The following is a 22,181-nucleotide window of genomic DNA, read 5'->3' as shown; positions in this document are numbered from 1 at the left end:
TACCGACGTGTTGCGCCGCTCTGTGCACCCCCCCCAAACCGCCAATTCCTAAGCCTGCGTGCGCAGCTGTTGCCGCAACACTCACCCTTTGGGTGCTCGCTTCACCAGCCCCAGTTTCTCGCGCACCTCCGCAGGCCCAATCACCCGCGCGCCCATGTTTTCAATGATGGTGCCCGCCCGCTCCACAAGTTGCCAGTTCTGCGCCAACTCGCCTTTGCCAAGCCACAGATTGTCCTCAAGCCCCACGCGCACATTGCCGCCCGCCAGCACCGCCGCCGCCACATAAGCCATCTGATTGCGGCCCAGCGAGAACGCGCTAAACGTCCACTCATCCGGCACATTATTCACCATCGCCATGAAGGTGTTGAGGTCATCCGGTGCGCCCCACGGCACGCCCATGCACAGCTGCACCAGTGCATCCGGCGCCAGCACGCCTTCTTTGACAAGCTCCTTGGCAAACCACAGATGACCGGTGTCAAAGGCCTCAATCTCGGGCTTAACCCCAAGATCAGTCATCATTTTTCCCATGCTACGCAGCATGCCGGGGGTGTTGGTCATCACATAATCGGCTTCGGCAAAATTCATCGTGCCGCAATCCAATGTACAGATTTCCGGCAAGCATTCCGCCACATGTGCCACCCGTTCCGTGGCGCCCACCATGTCTGTGCCATCGACCGTGGGCAGCGGGCTTTCCACGCCGCCAAACACAATGTCACCCCCCATGCCGGCGGTCAGATTGAGCACCATATCCACCTCGCTGTCGCGAATACGGTCGGTAACTTCGCGGTAGTAGCCAAGGTCGCGGCTCGGTGCGCCAGTCTCCGGATCACGCACGTGGCAATGCACCACTGCCGCACCGGCTTTGGCCGCCGCAATCGCGCTCTCAGCAATCTGTTTTGGGCTACGCGGCACATGCGGGCTGCGATCCTGCGTGCCACCCGATCCGGTCACGGCACAGGTGATGAAAACCTCGCGGTTCATTTGCAAAGGCATGGCGATTCCTTTCGTGTTCCTTGCCCAAGCGTACCGCACTTGCTGCGCAACACTTTTCATTCTACGAAGCCAATATGTCTATTTTCGCAGAAACCAGCGTTTTCCGCCACGACCCGGCCCCTCTGAACGTCGCCATTCTGGTGCTGGATGACTGCAACACGCTCAGCTTCGCCGCCGCCGTGGACCCCATGCGCGCCGCCAATCGCCGCGCCGGAAAAAACCTGTTTGACTGGCAGTTTTACACCGCAACCGATGCCCCAGCCTCGCTCACAAGTGGATTACAAATCAACGGGTTAGCCATTGACCAACTGCTGCGCTGCGATCTTTTGTTGGTCGTGGCTGGCTTTCGATTAGAAGAGCAAGCGACCCCACGCCTATCGGCCTCCCTGCGACGGCTCTATGCCACCGGCACCACCATCGCCGCCATCGACGGTGGTCCGTGGATTCTGGCAGAAGCCGGCTTACTGGACGGTCACAACGCCACCACCCACTGGGAGGACATCGAAAAATTCTCCCAACAATTCCCGAAGGTTACAACGCTCCGAGACCGATTCTGCATCTCTGACCGCATTGCCACATCCGGCGGCGCCAGCCCCTGCATCGACATGATGCTCTACCTTATTGAGACCCGCTACGGCGCGGATCTCGCCCGCCGCGTCAGCAGCGCCTTTGTCTACGACCCCATGCCCGCCAGCGCCCAACGCCCCATCTCCATCCCCCGTGCGATCCATCATCACCCAAAGGTGATCAAGGCGCTGGACCTTATGGGCCAAACCCTAGAATCCCCACTATCCATCCCGGAAATTGCAACAAAAACAGGGCTTTCCACACGCACTTTGGAACTCAACTTCCAAACCCACCTGCGCAAGTCGCCGCAAGCGGTCTACCTGACCATGCGCCTCGAAGAGGCTCTGCGCCTCGCGACAGACACGCAAACCCCGGTGCGCGACATCGCCTTGGCCACAGGCTTCAACAGCCCCACCAGCTTTGCCCGCGCCTTCAAAGCCGCGCATGGCGCCTCTGTGCGATCCTTACGCAACAAACGACACTAAGCCACTGATTTTATGAGCCTCTAACGCGCTACCGCCAACAAGCCGTCCACATCCAGATGGGTCTCGATGTGATCGGCCAAGCGATCCAACACCGCTTCCACGGTGGCGTCATAGCCCTCGTTGCCCACCTCCGCACCCAATGCCGCCAACCACGCCCGCCGGAACCCGTCGTCCCGGAACATACCGTGCAAATAGCTGCCGGACACACGTCCATCCTCAGACACAGCCCCCTCATCACGCCCATCCACAGTCGCAAACGGCCGCGCCCGATCCGCCCCATCCGTGCGCCCGATGTGGATTTCATAGCCCCGAAACGCCTGCCCCGAGGCCACATGCTGTGCGGCGGTTTCCGTCAACCGCTTGTCCGGTGTCATCTCGGTAATCACGTCCAGCAGGCCCAGACCTTCCGTCGTGCCAGCCGGGCCTTCGATGCCGTCTGGATCGCGCACTTCTCGGCCAAGCATCTGATATCCGCCACAAATCCCCAGCACATGGCCGCCACGGCGCACATGCGCCAGAAGATCCACATCCCAGCCCTGCTCCCGCAGAAACGCCAGATCGCCACGCGTGGATTTGCTGCCTGGAATGATCACCACATCTGTGTCGCCCGGAATCGGCTCCCCTGCCCGCAACATCGTCAACGACACGCCCGGCTCCTGCGCCAACGGGTCCAGATCGTCAAAATTCGCAATTCGCGACAGCCCAAGGCAAACCACATTCAACCCGCCAACCTTTTTGGCGTTCTTGATGTCGAGCGCATCTTCGGCGGGCAATTTCCAAGCCTCGCCAAAATACGGCAACACCCCAAAGCCCGCCCATCCGGTCGTGTCTTTAATCAGCTCGTAACCATCATCAAACAAACTGGGATCACCGCGAAATTTGTTCACAAGGAAGCCCGCCACCAGCGCCGCGTCCTCTTCGGAAATCACCGCCTGCGTGCCAACGATCTGCGCGATCACGCCGCCCCGATCGATGTCGCCAGCCAAAACCACCGGCACATTCGCCGCCTGCGCAAAGCCCATATTGGCAATGTCGCCCTGGCGCAAATTGACCTCCGCCGGGCTGCCCGCGCCCTCGACAATCACCAGATCATTGTTTGATTTCAGTCGGTTGAAGCTTTCAAGCACAGCCTCCATCAGCTGTGGTTTCAGCTTCGCATACTCGCGCGCCTTCACCGTGGTCAGCCGTTTGCCCTGCACCACAACCTGAGACCCCACATCGGTCTCCGGCTTCAACAGCACCGGATTCATATCCACCGTTAACGCTTTGCCACAAGCCAAAGCCTGCAACGCCTGCGCCCGGCCAATCTCGCCGCCGTCGCTGGTCACGGCGGCATTATTGGACATGTTTTGCGGCTTAAATGGTGCCACAGACAGCCCCCGGCGCGCCGCCGCCCGGCACAGCCCCGCCACCAACATCGACTTACCGACATTGGAGCCCGTGCCTTGAATCATAAGTGCTTTGGTCACGTCACACCTGCTTGGGCAAAAATGCCTCAACGGCTGCGGAAGCGATCACCAACACATTGCCGTCATCCGGATTGGTCACATTCATACCGCCGAACACAGCTTTGACCTCAGCCCGCCCACGCGGCAACTTCTCTGCCAAGGCGACGCAATCCACCTTCTCTGGTTCCTGCACGCCGACCGTCACCTGCACTCGCATCTCTTTGGGGTCTTTACCCAGCGCGGCAAACATCGGGATCGCGGAATGGCGGATCGCATCTTCAATCGCCCGCGCGGCGGCCTTGGTATAGTCCTGACCATATTGGTCGTTGCCCATGCCCATTTCGATGATGAAACGCTGATCGCTCATGCCGCAACCTCCACATCCAGCGCAACCGAGATCGCCACATTGGCAATCACCGTTGGGTTGCCACCATCCTCACGCGGCACATCCAATCCGCCTTTCACAGGATTTACAGTGACTTGGCCATAGGGAAAGATCGCGGCAATGACGTCTACGTCGACTTTCTCAGGCTGCTGCACGGCCACCTCTACGGTGATGATCATCTCGGATTTGTCTTTGCCAAACAGCTCCGCGAGATTGATCGAATTGTGCCACAACGCGTCTTTCACAGCCCGCGACGCTGCTTCTGTATAGTCCAGCCGCCGCAGCGACGAGCCCATGCCGAATTCGGTGAGCAAGCGTTTTATCATGTTGATTTGCCTTTGAAAACTGAACGGACAAAAACAATCAAGGCGACAGCCACGATGACAAGTTCAACCTTGAACGTCCAATGTGCCATGAAGGATTTGATCCAATGATCATGTGTGGCCTGCACGGTCACAAGCGTCGTGGTACCGTCAAAAAACGGCCAACCCCAGCTTACTTTCCCGGCTATGCTGTCCAACATCAGGTGGAATAGCGCACCAACGCCAACGGCTGCAATGAACGACCTCCTGAGGACCAGCCCGACAAGCAAAAAACCAGCCCAAATGATAGGGCGATGGGTCAGATACTCATGGTGATGCGTGCTGCGATTGTCCACCAAATGAAACCAAAGCATATCCAAATCCGGGGCGATGCTCCCGATCAGAATTCCCCAGAAAACAGCTTTGGAAACACCGGCTGCCTGTGCGCTCTTAGCGGCAAGATAGCCAGCCGGCAGGTGCGCAACCAACATTATTAGAACTCCACCCCAGCCTGCGCCTTGATCCCATCGCGGAACGGATGCTTCACCAAAGTCATCTCGGTCACCAAATCCGCCGCCTCAATCAGCTCCGGTTTGGCATTGCGCCCGGTCAACAAAACATGGGTCATCTCTGGCTTTTCGCTCAGAAGGAAATCGACCACGTCGTCAATGTTCAGATAGTCGTTGCGCAGCGCAATGTTGATTTCATCGAGCATTACAAAGCGGTTCGCGGGATCGCGGATCAACTGCTTCGCCAGTTCCCAGCCCGCTTCGGCCTTGGCGATGTCACGCTCGCGGTCCTGCGTTTCCCAGGTAAACCCTTCGCCGGACACGTGAAATTTCACCTCTTCCGGAAAATGCTCTTCCAAAAACGCACGCTCGCCTGTGGCCATCGCGCCCTTGATGAACTGCACCACAGCCACCGGCATCTCGTGCGCAATACAGCGCATGATCATGCCAAAGCCGGAGGATGATTTGCCCTTGCCCGGCCCAGTGTGCACCATGATCAGACCTTTTTCCTCGGTCTTCGTGGCCATCATTCGGTCGCGTGCGGCTTTGATTTTCGCCATCTTGGCCTTGTGGCGTTCATTTTGTTCGACGCTATCAGACATCTGCCTCTCCGTTCCCGCTTGACTTAACCGCCATGATTGCCCATTCGGGATGTTGCTGGTTCCTGCTCATTTGAGCAGGTGAAAAGGGAATGTGAAACGGGCCCAACGTCAAGGCCCAAAGCGCAGCCGCCCCCGCGACCGTGACCGGAGAGGTCCACCACAGTCACTGGAGATATCCGGGAAGGCAGGTGGGCCGCAGGCAGATGCCGTAATCCGCAAGCCGGGAGACCTGCCAGCGGACATGACATGTACCGGACGGGGTGTTTCGGTGTCGGGCTGCCCAAGGGAGTCCCACGCCTGCCTTGTCCAGAAAAAGGACCGAACCCATGGCTGACGCATCTGCGCCTGTCGATCTGCTTGTCTGCACCTCTTGTCGTGCCGGACAGCCGACGGACGTCGAAGGCCCCCGCCCAGGCACGCAACTGTTTGACGACCTTTGCGCAGCGGACTTGCCTGACAATGTAACCGTGAAAGGCGTGGCCTGTTTTTCCAATTGTGACCAAGGCTGTTCGATCACAATCCGGGGCGGTGACGAACGCTGGACTTATGTCTACGGCAACTTCACCGGAGCCGACGTTGATCTCGTTGCTGAAGGCGTCACCAAATACGCCGCCACTGCCGATGGTCTTGTGCCATGGCGCGAGCGGTCCACTCACTTTCGTAAAAATTGCATCGCGCGCATTCCACCACTGGAGATCCCTGAATGAGCACCCTTGAGAAACTCCCCGTCACCGTCATCACCGGTTTTCTCGGCTCCGGTAAAACCACTTTGGTGCGTGGCCTGATGCAGAATCCGCAGGGCAAGCGCCTTGCCGTGATCGTAAATGAATTTGGCGATGTGGGTGTGGATGGCGAGATCCTGAAATCCTGCGCCATTCCGGATTGCCCGGCGGAAAATATTCTGGAGCTGGCCAACGGCTGCATCTGCTGCACCGTGGCGGATGATTTTATCCCAACCATCGAAGCGCTTATGGCGCTGGAACCACGCCCGGAACATATCCTGATTGAAACCTCCGGTCTGGCTCTGCCAAAGCCGCTTTTGAAGGCGTTTGATTGGCCCGATATCCGCTCCAAGATCACCGTGGACGGCGTGATTGCACTCGCCGATGCCGAAGCCGTCGCCGATGGCCGATTTGCCACCAACGTTGCCGCAGTGGATGCGCAGCGGGAAGCCGATGAAGGGTTGGACCATGAGACGCCGTTGTCGGAAGTCTTTCAGGATCAAATCAACTGCGCCGACATCGTGTTGTTGACCAAGCCTGACCTGGCTGGCCCCGACGGCACCGCCAAAGCCAAAGACATCGTGCTGAAAGCTGCCCCACGTGCGTTGCCAGTTGTCGAAGTGGCCGAAGGCGAAGTCGACCCTCGTGTGATTCTGGGGCTCGAAGCGGCTGCGGAAGACGACATTGATGCGCGTCCGTCCCATCACGAGGACCATCATCACCACCACGATCACGACCATGATCACGACGACGATCACCACCATCATCACGGCCATGACCACGATCACGATGCGTTTAACAGCATTGTGGTGGACGTGCCGGAGCAAGCTGATCCAGCGGCTTTTGCGGCCAAGATTGAGAAAATGGCCAAAGATCAGAACATCTTGCGCGTGAAAGGCTATGCGGCTGTGACCGGCAAACCGATGCGTCTGTTGGTGCAAGCGGTTGGTGCGCGGGTGCGTCATCAGTTCGACCGCCCATGGAAACCCGAAGAAGGCCGCCAGGGCCGCATGGTCGTGATTGCCGAACAGGGTGACGTAAACGTCGAAGCGATCCGCGCAGCTCTGGTAGACTAAACCCCATGCACGTTGTCTTTCGCGAAAGCCATGGTCTGGATGAGGCCGACACTCCAATGGATCTGGGTCAAACCCCGGCCGATCTTGTGGTGCTGTCCTTCTCTGACAGTGACCTTGGAGCTTTCGCGGCAGGCTGGCACCGCAGCAACGGAGACTTGCCCACGCTGCGGTTGGCCAATCTGACGGCGCTCAAACATCCGCTGTCGGTAGACACCTACATCGAACAGACATTGGTGGGCGCCAAGGCCATCTTGATCCGCCTGATCGGGGGCATTTCCTACTGGCAATATGGCATCCAACAGGTGCAGGCCTTGGCGCTGGAAAAAGGCATCGCGCTGGCGGTGTTGCCAGCCGACGGTCGGCCTGATGAGCGGTTGGACGAAGTCTCCACCCTGCCCGCCTCGACGCTCCATCGCCTGACACACCTGTGTGACACGGGCGGCGCGATTGCGGCACAGGCTGCATTGGCACAACTGGCTCTGGCTGCGGGGCTATATGCCAAACCAGTGATGGGCTCCAAAGCCCTGCCAGATCACGGCGGCTGGACTCCTGAAACTGGCCTGTGTGACCCGTTGGCGGGCCGCAGTACCGACAAACCACTGATCGCGCTGACGTTTTACCGCGCCTATGTAAGCTCTGCAGATACCGCCCCTATTGAAGCGCTGTTTGAGGAGTTCCGTGGCCGTGGCTTTGACGTGATTGGTCTTTTTGCGCCATCGCTGAAAGTGCCAGCGTCTGCAGCATGGATGGCGGACACGCTCCAACAGCTCTCCCCCGACGCCATAGTGAACGCCACGTCCTTCTCCGGCAAAGGTGACAATGGCACCTCCCCTTTGGATGCCACCGATGCGCCAGTGTTCCAGGTCGCGCTCGCCACCTCACGCAAAAAAGCCTGGTCCGGATCCGAGCGCGGCTTGGCGCCAGCGGACCTCGCCATGCATGTCGTGCTGCCAGAAGTGGACGGGCGTCTGTTTGCAGGCGTGAGTTCATTCAAGGAACCGGGCAAGAAAGACCAAGCGCTGGAGTACTCCCGCTTTGCCCATCGCGCCTTGCCAGAACGCATTGCGTCCGTGGCCGACAAAGTTGAAGGCTGGGTGTCGCTTGCGCAGAAAGCCAATACGGACAAACAGATCGCCTGCGTTCTGAGCACCTATCCGGGCAAAGACTGGAACATGGCGCATGCAGTTGGACTAGATCCTCTCGCCAGTGTGGAAGCTGTTCTTGGCGACTTGCAGAACGCTGGATTTCAAACCGCACATGCGGGCAAACTCGAAGACGCGTTACTGACGGAAACTCTGTCCTGGTCTCTAGCGGACTACCACGCCACGTTGGCAACGCTCCCCGAAGCACTGCGCGACGACCTGACCGAAGTTTGGGGCGCTCCTGAAAACGACTTAACATTTGCCGACGGTGCATTCCACTTCAAAGCCACCAAACGCGGCAACGTGCTTGTGGCCTTGCAGCCCGAACGTGGCAGCGATCAGCAACGCGAAGATGAGTACCATGACCTCTCCCGCGTGCCGCGCCACAGCTATGTCGCCTTCTACCTCTGGCTCCGCCATGCGCTCAATTCTGACGCGCTGATCCATGTTGGCGCCCACGGCACTCTGGAGTGGCTGCCGGGCAAATCCGTGGCGCTGTCCGCAGAGTGTTGGCCCGAAGCGCTGATTGGCGATCTGCCTGTGATCTACCCGTTTATCGTGAACGACCCCGGTGAGGCCGCCCAAGCCAAACGCCGGATCAACGCGCTGACGCTTGGGCACGTGCCACCGCCGCTCAAACAATCCGCGACGCCAGAGCGATTTGCCCGTTTGGAAACCATCCTTGATGAGTTCTCCAATGCCGACGGGTTGGACCCCAAACGCCGAGACCGGCTGCAAACCGACATTCGCGACGAGGCCGAAGCGCTTGGTTTGCAAGCGGAGTTGGGTCTGGACGACGCGACATCTCTGGCCGAAGCCATCACGCGCATCGACACGTTTGTCTGCGACATCAAAGAAAGCCAATTTGGCGACGGCTTGCATATTTATGGTCGCGCGCCACTAACCGAGGGAAGCTTTGATGCCGCCCCCTCCGCGAATGCCGAGCGTGACGCGCTGATCAAAGCGCTCGAAGGCAAACGCATTGAAGCAGGTCCGTCCGGCTCACCTTACCGAGGCCGGCATGATGTGCTGCCTACGGGGCGCAACCTCTATACCACGGACCCGCGCTCGGTTCCGTCGCGGTCTGCTTACGCACAGGGTGTGAAACTTGCAGAAGAGCTGGTGCGCCGCCATTTGCAAGAAGAAGGCGACTACCCCAAAAACCTGATCGTGGACCTCTGGGGCTCCGCCACCATGCGCACAGCAGGCGAAGAATTTGCCATGGCGCTGCATCTTCTGGGCGCGAAACCTGTTTGGGACGAGGGCAGTGAGCGTGTATCTGGTGTGGAAATCTTGCCCATCGCGTTGCTGGACCGACCACGCATCGACGTCACCTTGAGGGTCTCGGGCCTGTTCCGCGACGTCTTCTCAACGCTCTCAACGCTTTTTGGCCAAGCCGTGAAAGCGCTTGCAGAGCGCGACGAGGCCGCAGACTGGAACCCATTTGCGGGCCGCATCACCGCTCCGCGTGTCTACGGCCCTGCGCCGGGCAGCTACGGGCTTGGCATGGGACACGAGATCGAAAACTACTCCGACGAAGGCCGAAAATCCGCTGGCGAGGCTTGGCTCAACGCTTCTTCCTACGCGCTCGACACCGGCGAAGGTACCAAAGACCTTGATGGCATTCGCGACCGGGTTGGCGCGGCGGACAGTTTTGTACATTTGCAAGACCTTCCGGAAACCGATGTGCTTGTGGCCTCAGATTATGCTGCGCACGAGGCAGGGTTTGCCGCGGCGCAAGCCATAACGGGTGGCAACGCAAACCTGTATCATGTCGACAACACCAATCCTGAAAACCCGCGTGCGCGCAGCTTGACCGAGGAAATCGCTCGCGTAGTACATGCCCGCGCGACCAACCCGGATTGGCTTGCCGGGATGATGCGCCACGGCTTCCGTGGCGGTGCGGAGATTGCTGCAACGCTGGATCATATGGGCGCTTTTGCCAATCTGGCTGGCGCCGTGCCACCCCAGCTATTTGACGCCTACCATGATGCCACTTTGGGAAACGACGATATTGTCGCCTTCCTTGAGCGTGAAAACCCACAAGCGCTGGCCGCCATGCGCGATCGTTTTGCTGCGCTTCATGACGCTGGCCTGTGGATCACCCGCCGCAACTCCATTCTTGCCAATCTGGAGCAAGCTTCATGAGCCGTCCGGACGCCAAAGGCTGGTGCCCCGGCGCCTATAAACCGATGATGTCCGGCGATGGTCTGGTGGTGCGCGTGCGCCCAGTTATGGCCCGTTTGACGCAGGAACAGATTCTGGGCTTGTGCGAAACAGCAGACCGATTTGGCTCTGGCCTGATCGACTTGACGAGCCGCGCCAATTTGCAAATTCGCGGCGTCAAAGAAGAAGATCACGAGGCAGTTCTGGTAGAGCTACACAAACTCGACCTGCTGCCAGACGATCCTGCCCTCGAAAGCCGTCGCAATATCCTTATCCCGCCGATGTGGCGCGAAGACGATGACACACATCGCGTGGCGTCCGAATTGGTCGCGCGCCTTGGTGAACTCCCAGACCTGCCGCCCAAAATGGGTTACGCCATCGACATTCAAGGCGGCCCGCAACTCTCTGACAAATCAGCAGACTTCCGCTTTGAACGCGACACCAATGGCGGCCTTATCCTACGCGCCGATGGCGCCTCTCGTGGTCGCGTTGTGACTGTGGACGCCGCCGTCGACGCCCTGTTGGAGATGGCGCGGTGGTTTGTTGACACGGATGGGCCGACCCGCCGCCGTATGGCCGCACATGTGGCTCTGACGCCTTTGCCTGCGGACTGGCAAGCCGTGCCCCCCGCCGCATTGCAAAAACCGCCAGTGCCCGGTGACACAGAAATTGGCGCCTTGTTTGGCGTGGCGTTTGGTCAGATCGAAGCGGCGCAACTGGCCAACCTGATAACCGCAACCAAAGCAGAGGCGATGCGTGTCACCCCATGGCGGTTGTTCCTGCTGGAGGGAGCAGACATTGTTGAAACTGACGCCTTTATCACCGACACGCATGATCCGCTGCTGCATGTGGACGCCTGCCCTGGCGCCCCGTTGTGCAATTCCGCAACCGTAGAGACTCGCCAACTGGCCCGCCAACTGGCGAACCATTTGCCAACGCCCCTGCACGTCTCCGGCTGTGCCAAAGGCTGCGCCCTGCCGCGCCCCTGTGCGACAACATTGGTCGGCAATGACGGCGCATTTGATCTTGTGAAAAACGGCCGCCCATGGGATGCGCCTGTGAAAACCGGCCTCACGCCGAGCACCTTACTTGAAGCCCGAGGAGAGCTTTAGTGCCTTACGAATACGAAAAAAACGGTCAGGCGATCTATGACGAAAGCTTCGCCACCATCCGGCGCGAGGCCGATCTGGCCGGGTTTGACAAAGACGAAGAACAGGTTGTGGTGCGTATGATCCACGCGGCCGGCATGGTTGGTTTGGAAAAGCATGTGAAATTCACCCCCGGTATGGTCGCCGCTGCGCGCAAAGCCATGGAAGACGGCGCGCCGATCTTCTGTGACGCGCGCATGGTCAGCGAGGGTGTGACCCGCCCACGCTTGCCTACCGACAACGAGGTGATCTGCACCCTGCACGCCGAAGGCATCTATGAGCTGGCGGCAAAAATCGGCAACACCCGCTCCGCTGCGGCGCTGGAACATTGGCGCGACAAATTGGGTGGCGCCATCGTGGCCATTGGCAACGCACCGACCGCCCTCTTCCACCTTCTGAACATGCTCGAAGACCCGGACTGCCCGCGCCCTGCTGCCATCATCGGCTGCCCGGTGGGCTTTGTCGGCGCGATGGAGAGCAAAGACGCGCTTTGGAACGATCAACCCGTGCCCTGCATGATCGTGGATGGCCGTCTTGGCGGCTCCGCCATGACCGTAGCTGCTATCAACGCCATCGCGAGCCGCAAAGAATGACCCAAACCGGCACAATTTACGGCGTTGGGCTTGGCCCCGGCGATCCCGACCTGATGAGCGTGCGCTCGCATCGGCTTATTACCAACGCGAAACACGTGGCCTTTTTCCGCAAAGCAGGTCGCAAAGGACAAGCACGCGCGATTGTCGATGGCATGTTGCCAGAAACGGCAATTGAGTTTCCAATGGAGTACCCAGTCACCACGGAAATCTCGGTGCATGACCCGCGCTACAACGAGGCATTGTCTGCCTTCTATGAAGACGTCACCCAACACCTGATCGCGCTGGCGCAAACCGGCGAAGACGTGGTGGTGCTCTGCGAAGGCGATCCGTTCTTCTACGGCTCCTTCATGCACATCTACGCTCGCGTGCGCGACGTGGTGCCAACCCAGGTTGTGCCCGCGATCACCGGCATGTCCGGCGCCTGGACTGCCACCGAAGCCCCAATTACATGGGGCGACGACGTGCTGACCGTGCTGATGGGCACGTTGGACGAAGAAAAACTCACCCGTCACATGGCTGACACGGACGCAATGGTGGTGATGAAAATTGGCACCAACTACGACAAGGTCATCCGTGCCTTGAAAGCCTCAAACCGCTATGAAGAAGCCTGGTTGGTGCAGTTTGCCACCATGCAAAAACAGAGCGTCAAAAAACTGTCGGAAACAACGGATCACGGCACGCCCTATTTCTCCATCATTGTGGTGCACGGACAAGGACGGCGGCCATGAGTGGCTGGGTTCAGATTGTCGGCATCGGCCCCGGCGACGACGCGCTCGTGACCCCACAGGTGCAGGCCGCTTTGGCCGAGGCCACCGATGCGGTTGGGTATATTCCCTACGTGGAACGGGTGGCGCAAAACCCGAACCTGACCCTGCACCCGTCTGACAACCGCGTGGAAATTGACCGCTCCCGCCATGCGTTGGAAATGGCCTCCGAGGGCAAACGTGTGGTGGTGGTCAGTTCCGGCGATCCCGGCGTGTTTGCCATGGCGGCGGCAGTGTTTGAGGCGGTTGAGCACGGCGAGCCTGCGTGGCGCGATCTCGACATTCGCGTGTTGCCAGGCATCACTGCCATGCTCGCGGCATCTGCGGCTTGCGGTGCGCCACTAGGCCATGATTTCTGCGCCATCAACCTCAGCGACAACCTCAAACCATGGGAGCTGATCGAGAAGCGCTTGCATCTGGCGGCCGAAGCTGATTTTGCCATGGCGTTTTACAATCCACGCTCGAAGTCTCGCCCGGAAGGCTTTGAAAAAGCGCTCAAAACGCTCAAGGAAAGCTGCGGCGACAATCGTCCGATGATCTTTGCCCGGAACGTCTCCCGCCCGGACCAAACGATCAACATTGTGCCCTTGCAAGAGACCACGCCAGACATGGCCGACATGCGCACGGTTGTGCTTGTGGGGTCCAGCCAAACCCGGATTATTGAGCGTGATGGCGCACCCATGGTCTACACCCCGCGCTCGGTGGAGGGCTAGGTGACTTGGGGCGCCAGTCAAACGGCGACAAAGCGCATCCTCTCAGGATTGCGCCCGTCAACTTGTGACCCACTCCAGCACGGCATCCACAGTCGCGACCTCGGATCGCGGCGGCAAGTTTGGTCGATCAATCATGATCACTGGGATGCCGAGTTCGCGGGCCGCAGTCAGTTTGGCTTCTGCGCCGACACCGCCCGCGTTTTTGCAGACCACCAGCTCAATGCCTTGCTCCTGCATCAACGCGCGGTCGCCCGCCACATCAAACGGCCCGCGCGCGACAACAACCGTGTGACTGGGCAGCGCCGGTGGCGCTTCCGGCTGATCCACCAAGCGCAAAACGTACTGATGCTGCGGCTGCGCCGCAAAGGCGGGTACATTCAACTTGCCCAGCGCCAAAAGAACCCGTTTGGGATCGCCGGCCAACGCCGCAACGGCGCCGTCAATGTCGGACACATGCGTCCATCGATCTCCGACCCGCGCTTGCCAGGCAGGTCGCGTCAGCGCCATCAATTCCGTGCCAGCCTGATGATGACAAGCTTCAAACGCATTCCAGCTCATCTGCGCGGCAAAGGGATGCGTGGCGTCCACCACATGGGTGATGTTATGCTCCTGCAAATACTGGACCAATCCTGCCACACCGCCAAAGCCGCCCACCCGCGTGGGCAACGGCTGCGCCTTGGGGCTGGCCACGCGTCCGGCGTAAGAAAACACAGCGTCCACGTCGCGCTCCGCCAAGGCGCGTGCCAAGAGGTTGGCCTCGGTTGTCCCACCGAGAAGAAGGAGTTTGGGCGCCATGTCTGAAAATCCGTGGTTGACTATTGTCGGGTTGGGCGAAGATGGCCCAGAAGGCCTGTCGCCCGCAAGCCGCAAAGCGCTTGAGGAGGCCGAGGTGGTTATGGGGGCTGAACGGCATTTATCGCTGTTGCCAGACCTATCGGCAGAGATCATCACCTGGCCGGTGCCATTTGCTGACGGCATCCCATTTCTGCTCGAACAGCGAGGGCGCAAAACTGTAGCCTTGGCCTCTGGCGATCCCTTCTGGCACGGCGCGGGCACGTCACTGACCAAACACTTGGACCGTGGTGAGTGGCAGACCCTGCCCGCCCCGTCCACCATGTCGCTCGCTGCCGCCGCCCTCGGCTGGCCGCTGGAAAGCGCCATCACACTTGGCTTACACGCCGCACCCTTCACGCGCCTGCGCCCGCATCTGGCCAACAGCACCCGCGCGATTGTGACGCTGCGCGATGGCGAGGCTGTGCCAACCTTGGCCGCATGGCTCACAGAGATTGGCTTTGGCGCAAGCACGTTACATGTGCTCGAAGCCCTTGGTGGACCGCGTCAGCGCATCCGTGAAACGCGCGCTGATGCATTTGATTTAGAGAACATCCAACATCCGGTCTGCGTCGCCATAGATGCGTCCGGCGGCCCTGCCCTCACCTCGGTGGGTGGCAAGGATGACGCATTCTTTGACAACGATGGCCAAATCACCAAACGCCCCGTGCGTGCGCTGACCCTCTCCGCTCTGGCCCCTCTCCCAGGCGAACACCTTTGGGACATCGGCGGCGGCTCCGGCTCCATTGCGATTGAATGGCTGCTCGCGCATTCGAGCACACAGGCGACCTCCGTTGAAATTGAGCCAACGCGTGCGGACCGCATTGCAAAAAACGCCGCGAACCTTGGCGCGGACCGTCTCTCCGTCGTCACTGGCGCCGCTCCCGACGCCTTGGAAGGTTTGCCCGCGCCGGATGCCGTGTTCATCGGCGGCGGCATCTCCGAAGAGATGTTGCAAACCGTATGGGCAGCCCTGCCAATGGGCGCGCGCCTTGTGGCCAATGCCGTCACGCTCGAAGCCGAGGTGCTTTTGGCAAATTGGCAGGCCGACAAAGGCGGCGACCTCTTGCGCATCGAACTGGCGCAATCTAAGCCTTTGGGCCGCAAGCGGGGCTGGAAATCCAGTTATCCCATCGTGCAGTGGAGTGTGCAGAAATGATCGTCGCTGGTTTTGGATTCCGGGCCTCCGCTACGGAGCACAGCCTGAGCGATGCACTCGCATTGACGGCGGCCAAGGTCGACGCCATCGCTACGCCTGCGGACAAAGCGAAAAGCAAAACGCTGCAATCCTTTGCTCAAGCACACAACTTACCAGTTTTGGAAATTGAAGCGGGCGCAATGCAAGCTGTTGAAACGCCAACCCAATCCGCCAAGGTGCATGAACAACGCGGTACCGGCTCGGTGGCTGAAGCCTGTGCGCTTGCAGCCCTTAACAACGCCTGCCTGACCACATCGCGCGTCGTTTCCGCCGACCGCCTTGCCACCTGCGCCATCGCGCAAGGAGAGCCCCTATGACTGTTCACTTCATTGGCGCAGGCCCTGGTGCCGCAGATCTGCTCACTTTGCGGGGCCGCGACCTGATCGCATCCTGCCCGGTTTGCCTCTATGCGGGCTCCTTAGTACCCGACGCCATCTTGTCACATTGCCCCGACAACGCCCGCGTGATCAACACGGCACCGCTGGACCTCGACGCCATCGTGGCCGAGTGCAAAGTGGCCCATGAGGCTGGTCAAGACGTGGCCCGCCTGCATTCCGGCGACTTGTCCGTCTGGTCCGCCATGGGAGAGCAAATCCGCCGCCTGAAGGCCGAAGGCATCCCGGTATCCGTGACTCCCGGCGTGCCCAGTTTTGCCGCCGCAGCTGCCGCCCTGCAATCCGAGCTAACCCTGCCCGGCCTCGCCCAATCCGTGGTTTTGACCCGAACACCGGGCCGCGCGTCGTCCATGCCAAAAGGCGAGACACTCACCAACTTCGCCGCCACCGGCGCGACATTGGCAATTCACCTATCGATTGGCAATCTCGATAAGGTGATTGCAGACCTCACACCAGCCTATGGGACCACCTGCCCTGTCGCCGTGGTATACCGCGCCAGTTGGCCGGACCAGCAAGTCATCCGCACGACGCTCGCCAGCCTGAAAGACGATGTGACCGAGAACATAACCCGCACCGCGCTGATCCTCGTAGGCCCCGCACTCGCAGGTGAAGGCTTTGACGAAAGCTGCCTCTACGCCACCGAATATGACCGCCGCTATCGCCCGCAGACCGCTGACAGCCCGTGGTCCAGCTGGCAACACGGCGACGACTAAAGAAAGATAACTGACATGACCATGCCTCCCGGTATTCTGATCTCCGCCCCTTCCTCCGGCACCGGCAAAACCACGGTTATGTTGGGCCTCCTACGTGCATTGGCCGAAGACGGACTGAAAGTGCAACCGTTCAAATCAGGCCCGGATTACATCGACCCGGCGTTTCACCATGCTGCCGCGCGCCGCCCGGCCTTCAACCTCGACACTTGGGCCATGCCGCCTGCGCTGGCTGGTGGAATCTCTGAGCAAGCCCAAGGTGCCGACATTGTGGTCGCCGAAGGCAGTATGGGCCTGTTTGACGGCGTTGCCACGCGCGGCGAAAACGGCTTTGGAAGTTCGGCGGAGACCGCCCTGATGATGGGCTGGCCGGTGGTCTTGGTGATCGACGTGGGCGGCCAAGCGCAATCTGCTGCGGCCACAGCTTTGGGGTTCAAAACCTACAATCCCGATCTTCCGTTTGCTGGCGTGATCCTCAACCGCTGCGCCTCACCGCGCCACGAGCGCCTTGCGCGACTGGGTATGGACAAAGCTGGCGTGAACGTACTTGGCGTGTTGCCGCGTCGTGGCGACCTAACCCTGCCAGAACGCCATCTCGGGCTGATCCAGGCGGTGGAGCATCCAGATTTGGAAGAGGCCATCACCGGCTATGCGGCTTTCTTGCGTGAACACGTCGATCTCGAAGCGATTAAATCCGCTGCGCGCTCAGGCGACACCAAAACCGGAACCCTGCCCAAACCACCTGCGCAGCGCATTGCTTTGGCGCGCGATGCCGCCTTTAGCTTCACCTACCCCCACCTTTTAACCGGCTGGAGCAACGCCGGTGCGGAAATTCTGCCGTTCTCGCCCCTTGCGGATGAAGCGCCTGATCCAAGCGCCGATCTGGTCTGGCTGCCCGGCGGCTACCCGGAGCTGCACGCCAGCAAACTCGCCGCCAACCAAACCTATCTCACCGGCCTGCGCAAACATGCCAAAACCAAACCGGTGCACGGAGAGTGCGGCGGCTATATGGCGCTCGGAACTGCTTTGATCGATAAAGACGGCATCCGCCATGAAATGGCTGGGCTACTCGGCCTTGTGACTTCTTACGAGAAACGCAAATTTCACCTCGGCTACCGCCAGGCCACCCTCAATGCCCCGATGCTGGGTTTTGACACCGGCGCGCGTCTTCGTGGGCACGAGTTTCATTACACCACCATTTTGGAAGAACCGGACGAACCTCTGGCCCAAGTGGGCGACGCGGATGGCAACCCTGTCCCGGAAACCGGCTCCATCAAAGGCCATGTCACTGGCACCTTCTTCCACCTGATCGCAGAGGCCACCTCATGAGCGGATTTGTCAGCTTCGTCAGCTCCGGTCCAGGCGATCCCGAGCTTTTGACCCTCAAAGCCGTGAACCGCCTTGGCAAGGCCGAAGCGGTTCTGTTTGACGACCTGTCCTCCGGTCCCATCCTGGAGCACGCCAACAAGGACGCCGATCTGGTGGGGGTTGGCAAACGCGCGGGACGGCCAAGTCCGAAACAGCATCATGTTAGCCAACTTCTCGTGGACTATGCCAAAACAGGCGCCCATGTGGTGCGTTTGAAGTCGGGTGACTGCGGCATTTTTGGCCGCCTTGAAGAAGAGATCACCGCACTCAAAGAACATGGCATCGACTTTGAGATCATCCCCGGCGTGACCTCGGCAAGTGCGGCCGCAGCTGCCGCAGGTATTCCGCTCACCCGCCGCCTTGTGGCGCGGCGTGTGCAATTTGTGACCGGCCATGACGTGGCAGGCGCCTTGCCCGGCGATCTGCACCTGCAATCGCTGACCGATCCTGGTGCGACCACTGTTTTGTTTATGCCCAAGCGCACTTTTCCGGAACTGGCCGAGAAGCTTTTCGCGTCCGGCCTGCGCCGCGACTGCCCTGCTCTCTTGGCTGAAAACGTTTCCCACCCGGATCAAACTCTGACCCGCACCACCATGGAGGCCTTGGCAGACCAGCTCAGCAAGGAGATCACCAAGGCCCCTGGCATCATCCTCTTTGGCGAGTTGGCGGTAAGCGCATGATCAACCTATCTTTGGTCGGCATTGGCTCCGGCAACCCCGATCACTTGACGCTTCAAGCGATCAAGATGCTGGAAGGCGCCGACGTGATCCTGTTGCCGCGCAAAGGGGATGAGAAAACCGAACTTGCCGACCTGCGTCGGATGATTGCCAGCGAGCTGCTCAGCACGTCGCCAAAGATTGTTGAATTTGACTATCCGGTGCGCGATGCCAACACGCCGAAATACCTCGACGGCGTGAACACATGGCACGACGCGCTGGCCGCCATCTGGCAGGACCTGATTGCCAGCCACGTGCCAGACAACGGCAGTGTCGCGCTGATGGTCTGGGGCGACCCGTCGCTTTACGACAGCACCCTGCGCATTGCAGACCGCCTGATCGCACGCGGTATCGACCTTAACGTGCAAGTTATCCCCGGCATCACGTCCTTACAAATGCTGACAGCGGCCCACGCCATCCCGCTCAACACCCTCGGTGGTGCGGTGCAAATCACCACAGGCCGCAAACTGCGGGATGAAGGCTGGCCAGTCGATACGCCCACTGTGGCGGTGATGCTGGACGGCGAATGCTCGTTCCAAAACCTCGACCCAAGTGGCATCCACATCTGGTGGGGGGGCTATGTCGGCATGGATCAACAGGTCCTAATCGAAGGCCCTTTGTCTGAGGTCTCTGCCCAAATCGTTGAGGCCCGCGCGGATGCACGGGCCTCTAACGGGTGGATTATGGATATCTACCTACTGCGCAAATCGACTTAGATTGTCGCTTCAAACAGCGCAGTCAAGTTGGCTTCGGTCAACTCAACCGGGTTGCCGCCGCAAGACGGGTCAATCAACGCGCCTTTTACCAGCTCAGGGATCGCATCCGTGGTCACGCCCAACTCAGAGAGCTTGCGTGGGATGCCCATGCTGTCGTTGAAGCCCTGCACAAAGGCGCAGAAACCATCAAAGCCGCCTTCGATGCCGAGATAGCCCGCCGCACGGTCAAACCGCTCCGCAATCACCGACGCGTTCAACTCCAGAACCGCGGGCATGCAAACCGCATTGGTGGTGCCGTGGTGGGTGTTGAACATCGCGCCAACCGGGTGGCTCATCGCGTGGATCGCGCCCAAGCCCTTTTGGAAAGCGGTCGCCCCCATCATCGCGGCGCTCATCATCTCCGCACGGGCTTCAATGTCACGTCCGTCAGCATAAGCACGCGGCAGGTTCTCCACCACCAGCTTCATGCCTTCCAGCGCAATGCCCTGGCTCATTGGATGGTAGTGCGGGCTGGAGTAGGCTTCGACACAGTGTGCAAAGGCGTCCAGACCGGTGCCAGCAGTGATGAACTGTGGCATGCCCACAGTTAGTTCCGGATCACAAATCACCACAGATGGCAGCACCTTCGGGTGGAAGATGATCTTCTTCTCATGGGTGACGCTGTTGGTGATCACGCTGGCGCGGCCCACTTCGGAGCCGGTACCCGCGGTGGTTGGCACCGCCACAATCGGCGCAATCGCGTGGGCGTCCGCACGGGCCCACCAATCGCCGATGTCTTCAAAGTCCCAGATCGGACGGGTTTGGCCCGCCATAAAGGCCACCATTTTACCTAGATCAAGACCAGAGCCGCCACCAAAGGCAATCACGCCATCGTGGCCACCCGCCTTATAGGCTTCCACACCGGCTGTCAGGTTCAGCTCATTTGGGTTTGGGTCAACTTCGGCAAACAGCCCACGGCCAAGACCAGCAGCTTCCAACAGGTCCAGCGTAGCCACGGTGATTGGCAGGTTTGCCAGACCTTTGTCGGTCACCAGCAGCGGTTTTTTCATGCCAGCCTGGGCACAGGCTTCTGCCAATTCCCCAATGCGGCCAGCCCCAAAACGGATCGCGGTCGGATAAGACCAGTTTCCAGTGAGTGTCATTGTTCTTCCTCAAAATGTGGATGCCGGGACATTCTGTCTCCGGCACCCGGTTTATCCGTTCTCATAGCACTGACAGAGAACGGATCCCCATATTTACACAGTCACCTTTTTCAGGTGATAGCTCTTTGGTCGTGTCAGGTTCTGGTAGCCGATCACCGACAACCCACCGCCACGGCCAGTGTTTTTGCAGCCGGTCCAGCACAGACCCGGATCAAGGTAGTCGGCGCGGTTCATAAACACGGTGCCGGTCTCGATCTCGTTGCCCACGCGCTCGGCGCGCTCCACGTCTTTGGTCCACAGCGACGCGGTCAGGCCAAACTCGCTGTCATTCATCAGCGCGATGGCTTCCTCATCGGAGGACACCTTCATGATGCCAACAACCGGACCAAAGCTCTCATCGCGCATCACGCGCATCTCATGCGTCACGTCGGTCAGAATTTGTGGCGTCAGATAGGCCCCGCCGTCATCTTCGGCGAAAGTCTCGATATGCGCGGTGGCACCGGCTTCCAAGGCCTCAGAAATCTGCGCTCGAACCTCATTGGCAAAACGCACGTTCGCCATTGGGCCAATGGTGGTGTCTTCCTCCAGCGGATTGCCCAGCTTGTAGCCTTGCACAATCTCAACCGCCTTGGCGACAAAATCGTCATACAGGCTCTCATGCACGTAAATACGCTCAATACCACAGCAACACTGGCCCGAGTTGAACATCGCGCCGTCGATCAGCGTATCCACCGCCGCATCCACGTCTGCGTCTTCCATGACATAGCCCGGATCTTTGCCACCCAGCTCGGTGCCAACGCCGGTGAAAGTGCCCGCGGCCGCGCGCTCCATCGCCTGACCGCCACCCACAGAGCCGGTGAAGTTCACAAAGTCAAACGCATTGCCCGCGATCAGCTCGTTGGTCACGTCATGGCTCAGGAACACATTCTGGAACACGTCTTCCGGAACACCGGCGGAGTGGAACGCCTGCGCCATGCGCTCGCCAACGACCAGCGTTTGCGTCGCGTGTTTCAGCATCACCGTGTTGCCCGCAATCAGCGCAGGCGCAACAGTGTTAATGGCGGTCATGTAAGGGTAGTTCCAAGGCGAGACAACAAAGACCACCCCATGCGGAAGGCGCTTGATGTAACGTTTGAAGGTGGAGTCCTCGCCAACTTGAATATCCGCAAGGCTCTCCGCCGCGATGGATGCCATATGGCTCGCGCGCTCGTTAAAGCCGCCAAACTCGCCGCCATAACGCACCGGACGGCCCATCATCTTGGCAATCTCAGGAACGATTTCATCGTTTATTGCGCCAACAGCCGCGACACCGGCCCTCACCAGATCCACGCGCTCCTGCAACGGACGCGCCGCCCAAGCTTTCTGTGCCTCCTTTGCGCGTTTCGCGGCAGCAAAGGCCTCATCCGCGCTCAACACAGGGCGTTCTGCAAAGACCGATCCGTCGATCGGAGAAATACACGTCAACATGCCGCTCATGGCAACACTCCATC

The 22,181-nt window shown here is 59.8% G+C and carries 23 protein-coding genes and 1 riboswitch; of the genes, 14 read left to right on the top strand and 9 right to left on the bottom strand.

Annotated elements, in window-relative coordinates:
* Positions 1–81: 81 nt before the first annotated feature.
* Positions 82–993, bottom strand: coding sequence for a 3-keto-5-aminohexanoate cleavage protein (locus MK208_RS16425; protein WP_294118441.1), 912 nt, complete (start codon positions 991–993; stop codon positions 82–84).
* A gap of 74 nt (positions 994–1,067) precedes the next feature.
* Between MK208_RS16425 and MK208_RS16420 the strand changes: the two genes are divergently transcribed.
* Positions 1,068–2,045, top strand: coding sequence for a GlxA family transcriptional regulator (locus MK208_RS16420; protein ID WP_294118439.1), 978 nt, complete (start codon positions 1,068–1,070; stop codon positions 2,043–2,045).
* A 20-nt stretch (positions 2,046–2,065) separates the two neighbouring features.
* On the opposite strand, the gene MK208_RS16415 is transcribed toward MK208_RS16420, so the two are convergent.
* From MK208_RS16415 to cobO, 5 genes are read right to left on the bottom strand one after another with little or no spacing between them, the layout of a single operon-like run.
* Positions 2,066–3,514 carry a cobyric acid synthase gene (locus MK208_RS16415; RefSeq protein WP_294118437.1) on the bottom strand — a complete coding sequence of 483 codons (1,449 nt, stop codon included), beginning with the start codon at positions 3,512–3,514 and terminating at the stop codon, positions 2,066–2,068.
* A 1-nt stretch (position 3,515) separates the two neighbouring features.
* Positions 3,516–3,860 carry a Lin0512 family protein gene (locus MK208_RS16410; RefSeq protein ID WP_294118435.1) on the bottom strand — a complete coding sequence of 115 codons (345 nt, stop codon included), beginning with the start codon at positions 3,858–3,860 and terminating at the stop codon, positions 3,516–3,518.
* The gene (locus MK208_RS16405; RefSeq protein WP_294118434.1) at positions 3,857–4,204 is read right to left on the bottom strand and encodes a Lin0512 family protein; all 348 of its coding nucleotides are present in this window, start codon (positions 4,202–4,204) and stop codon (positions 3,857–3,859) included. The genes MK208_RS16410 and MK208_RS16405 overlap by 4 nt, the downstream gene beginning before the upstream one ends.
* Positions 4,201–4,671 carry a metal-dependent hydrolase gene (locus MK208_RS16400; RefSeq protein ID WP_294118433.1) on the bottom strand — a complete coding sequence of 157 codons (471 nt, stop codon included), beginning with the start codon at positions 4,669–4,671 and terminating at the stop codon, positions 4,201–4,203. Before MK208_RS16400 ends, MK208_RS16405 begins: the two co-directional genes overlap by 4 nt.
* A gap of 2 nt (positions 4,672–4,673) precedes the next feature.
* Positions 4,674–5,291: a cob(I)yrinic acid a,c-diamide adenosyltransferase gene (cobO, locus tag MK208_RS16395; protein ID WP_294118432.1), complete on the bottom strand. Its 618-nt coding sequence runs from the start codon at positions 5,289–5,291 to the stop codon at positions 4,674–4,676.
* 39 nt (positions 5,292–5,330) lie between these two features.
* A riboswitch (cobalamin riboswitch) is annotated at positions 5,331–5,543 on the top strand.
* Between the two features lie 74 nt (positions 5,544–5,617).
* Here cobO and MK208_RS16390 point away from each other — a divergent pair.
* The 7 genes from MK208_RS16390 to cobJ are packed head-to-tail and all read left to right on the top strand — an operon-like array spanning position 5,618 to position 13,615.
* On the top strand, positions 5,618–5,998 hold the full coding sequence (locus MK208_RS16390) for a DUF1636 domain-containing protein (RefSeq protein ID WP_294118431.1): 381 nt from the start codon (positions 5,618–5,620) through the stop codon (positions 5,996–5,998).
* On the top strand, positions 5,995–7,089 hold the full coding sequence (gene cobW / locus MK208_RS16385) for a cobalamin biosynthesis protein CobW (RefSeq protein ID WP_294118429.1): 1,095 nt from the start codon (positions 5,995–5,997) through the stop codon (positions 7,087–7,089). Before MK208_RS16390 ends, cobW begins: the two co-directional genes overlap by 4 nt.
* A 5-nt stretch (positions 7,090–7,094) precedes the next feature.
* Positions 7,095–10,379 carry a cobaltochelatase subunit CobN gene (gene cobN / locus MK208_RS16380; protein WP_294118428.1) on the top strand — a complete coding sequence of 1,095 codons (3,285 nt, stop codon included), beginning with the start codon at positions 7,095–7,097 and terminating at the stop codon, positions 10,377–10,379.
* Positions 10,376–11,509: a precorrin-3B synthase gene (gene cobG, locus MK208_RS16375; RefSeq protein WP_294118427.1), complete on the top strand. Its 1,134-nt coding sequence runs from the start codon at positions 10,376–10,378 to the stop codon at positions 11,507–11,509. The genes cobN and cobG overlap by 4 nt, the downstream gene beginning before the upstream one ends.
* Positions 11,509–12,138 (top strand): precorrin-8X methylmutase, encoded by a 630-nt coding sequence (locus MK208_RS16370; protein ID WP_294118425.1) that lies wholly within the window; start codon positions 11,509–11,511, stop codon positions 12,136–12,138. Before cobG ends, MK208_RS16370 begins: the two co-directional genes overlap by 1 nt.
* Positions 12,135–12,866, top strand: a complete 732-nt coding sequence (gene cobI, locus MK208_RS16365; RefSeq protein WP_294118423.1) for a precorrin-2 C(20)-methyltransferase — start codon at positions 12,135–12,137, stop codon at positions 12,864–12,866. The genes MK208_RS16370 and cobI overlap by 4 nt, the downstream gene beginning before the upstream one ends.
* A complete protein-coding gene (cobJ, locus tag MK208_RS16360; protein WP_294118421.1) occupies positions 12,863–13,615 on the top strand; it encodes a precorrin-3B C(17)-methyltransferase in 753 nt (250 codons plus the stop codon). Before cobI ends, cobJ begins: the two co-directional genes overlap by 4 nt.
* Positions 13,616–13,672: 57 nt before the next feature.
* Here cobJ and MK208_RS16355 read toward each other — a convergent pair whose 3' ends face one another.
* Entirely contained in the window at positions 13,673–14,410 is a 738-nt protein-coding gene (locus MK208_RS16355; protein WP_294118419.1) for a cobalt-precorrin-6A reductase, read from the bottom strand.
* Between MK208_RS16355 and cbiE the strand changes: the two genes are divergently transcribed.
* From cbiE to cobF, 6 genes are read left to right on the top strand one after another with little or no spacing between them, the layout of a single operon-like run.
* Entirely contained in the window at positions 14,409–15,605 is a 1,197-nt protein-coding gene (cbiE, locus tag MK208_RS16350; protein ID WP_294118417.1) for a precorrin-6y C5,15-methyltransferase (decarboxylating) subunit CbiE, read from the top strand. The two genes, MK208_RS16355 and cbiE, sit on opposite strands and share 2 nt — an antisense overlap.
* A complete protein-coding gene (locus tag MK208_RS16345; RefSeq protein ID WP_294118415.1) occupies positions 15,602–15,961 on the top strand; it encodes a cobalamin biosynthesis protein in 360 nt (119 codons plus the stop codon). Before cbiE ends, MK208_RS16345 begins: the two co-directional genes overlap by 4 nt.
* A complete protein-coding gene (gene cobM / locus MK208_RS16340) occupies positions 15,958–16,752 on the top strand; it encodes a precorrin-4 C(11)-methyltransferase (RefSeq protein WP_294118414.1) in 795 nt (264 codons plus the stop codon). Before MK208_RS16345 ends, cobM begins: the two co-directional genes overlap by 4 nt.
* Positions 16,753–16,767: 15 nt before the next feature.
* Entirely contained in the window at positions 16,768–18,078 is a 1,311-nt protein-coding gene (locus tag MK208_RS16335) for a cobyrinate a,c-diamide synthase (RefSeq protein ID WP_294118413.1), read from the top strand.
* Positions 18,075–18,797 carry a uroporphyrinogen-III C-methyltransferase gene (cobA, locus tag MK208_RS16330; RefSeq protein WP_294118412.1) on the top strand — a complete coding sequence of 241 codons (723 nt, stop codon included), beginning with the start codon at positions 18,075–18,077 and terminating at the stop codon, positions 18,795–18,797. Before MK208_RS16335 ends, cobA begins: the two co-directional genes overlap by 4 nt.
* Positions 18,794–19,549, top strand: a complete 756-nt coding sequence (cobF, locus tag MK208_RS16325) for a precorrin-6A synthase (deacetylating) (protein ID WP_294118411.1) — start codon at positions 18,794–18,796, stop codon at positions 19,547–19,549. The genes cobA and cobF overlap by 4 nt, the downstream gene beginning before the upstream one ends.
* Here the strand turns inward: cobF and MK208_RS16320 are convergent.
* Entirely contained in the window at positions 19,546–20,691 is a 1,146-nt protein-coding gene (locus tag MK208_RS16320) for an iron-containing alcohol dehydrogenase (RefSeq protein ID WP_294118410.1), read from the bottom strand. The two genes, cobF and MK208_RS16320, sit on opposite strands and share 4 nt — an antisense overlap.
* A gap of 93 nt (positions 20,692–20,784) precedes the next feature.
* On the bottom strand, positions 20,785–22,167 hold the full coding sequence (locus MK208_RS16315; RefSeq protein ID WP_294118409.1) for an aldehyde dehydrogenase family protein: 1,383 nt from the start codon (positions 22,165–22,167) through the stop codon (positions 20,785–20,787).
* Positions 22,168–22,181 lie beyond the last annotated feature (14 nt).

It is taken from the genome of Shimia sp. (assembly GCF_022448905.1).
In the GTDB taxonomy this organism is placed as follows: domain Bacteria; phylum Pseudomonadota; class Alphaproteobacteria; order Rhodobacterales; family Rhodobacteraceae; genus Shimia.
The sequence above is the reverse complement of the archived record's forward strand: the minus strand, read 5'-3'. Positions and strand labels throughout refer to the sequence as shown.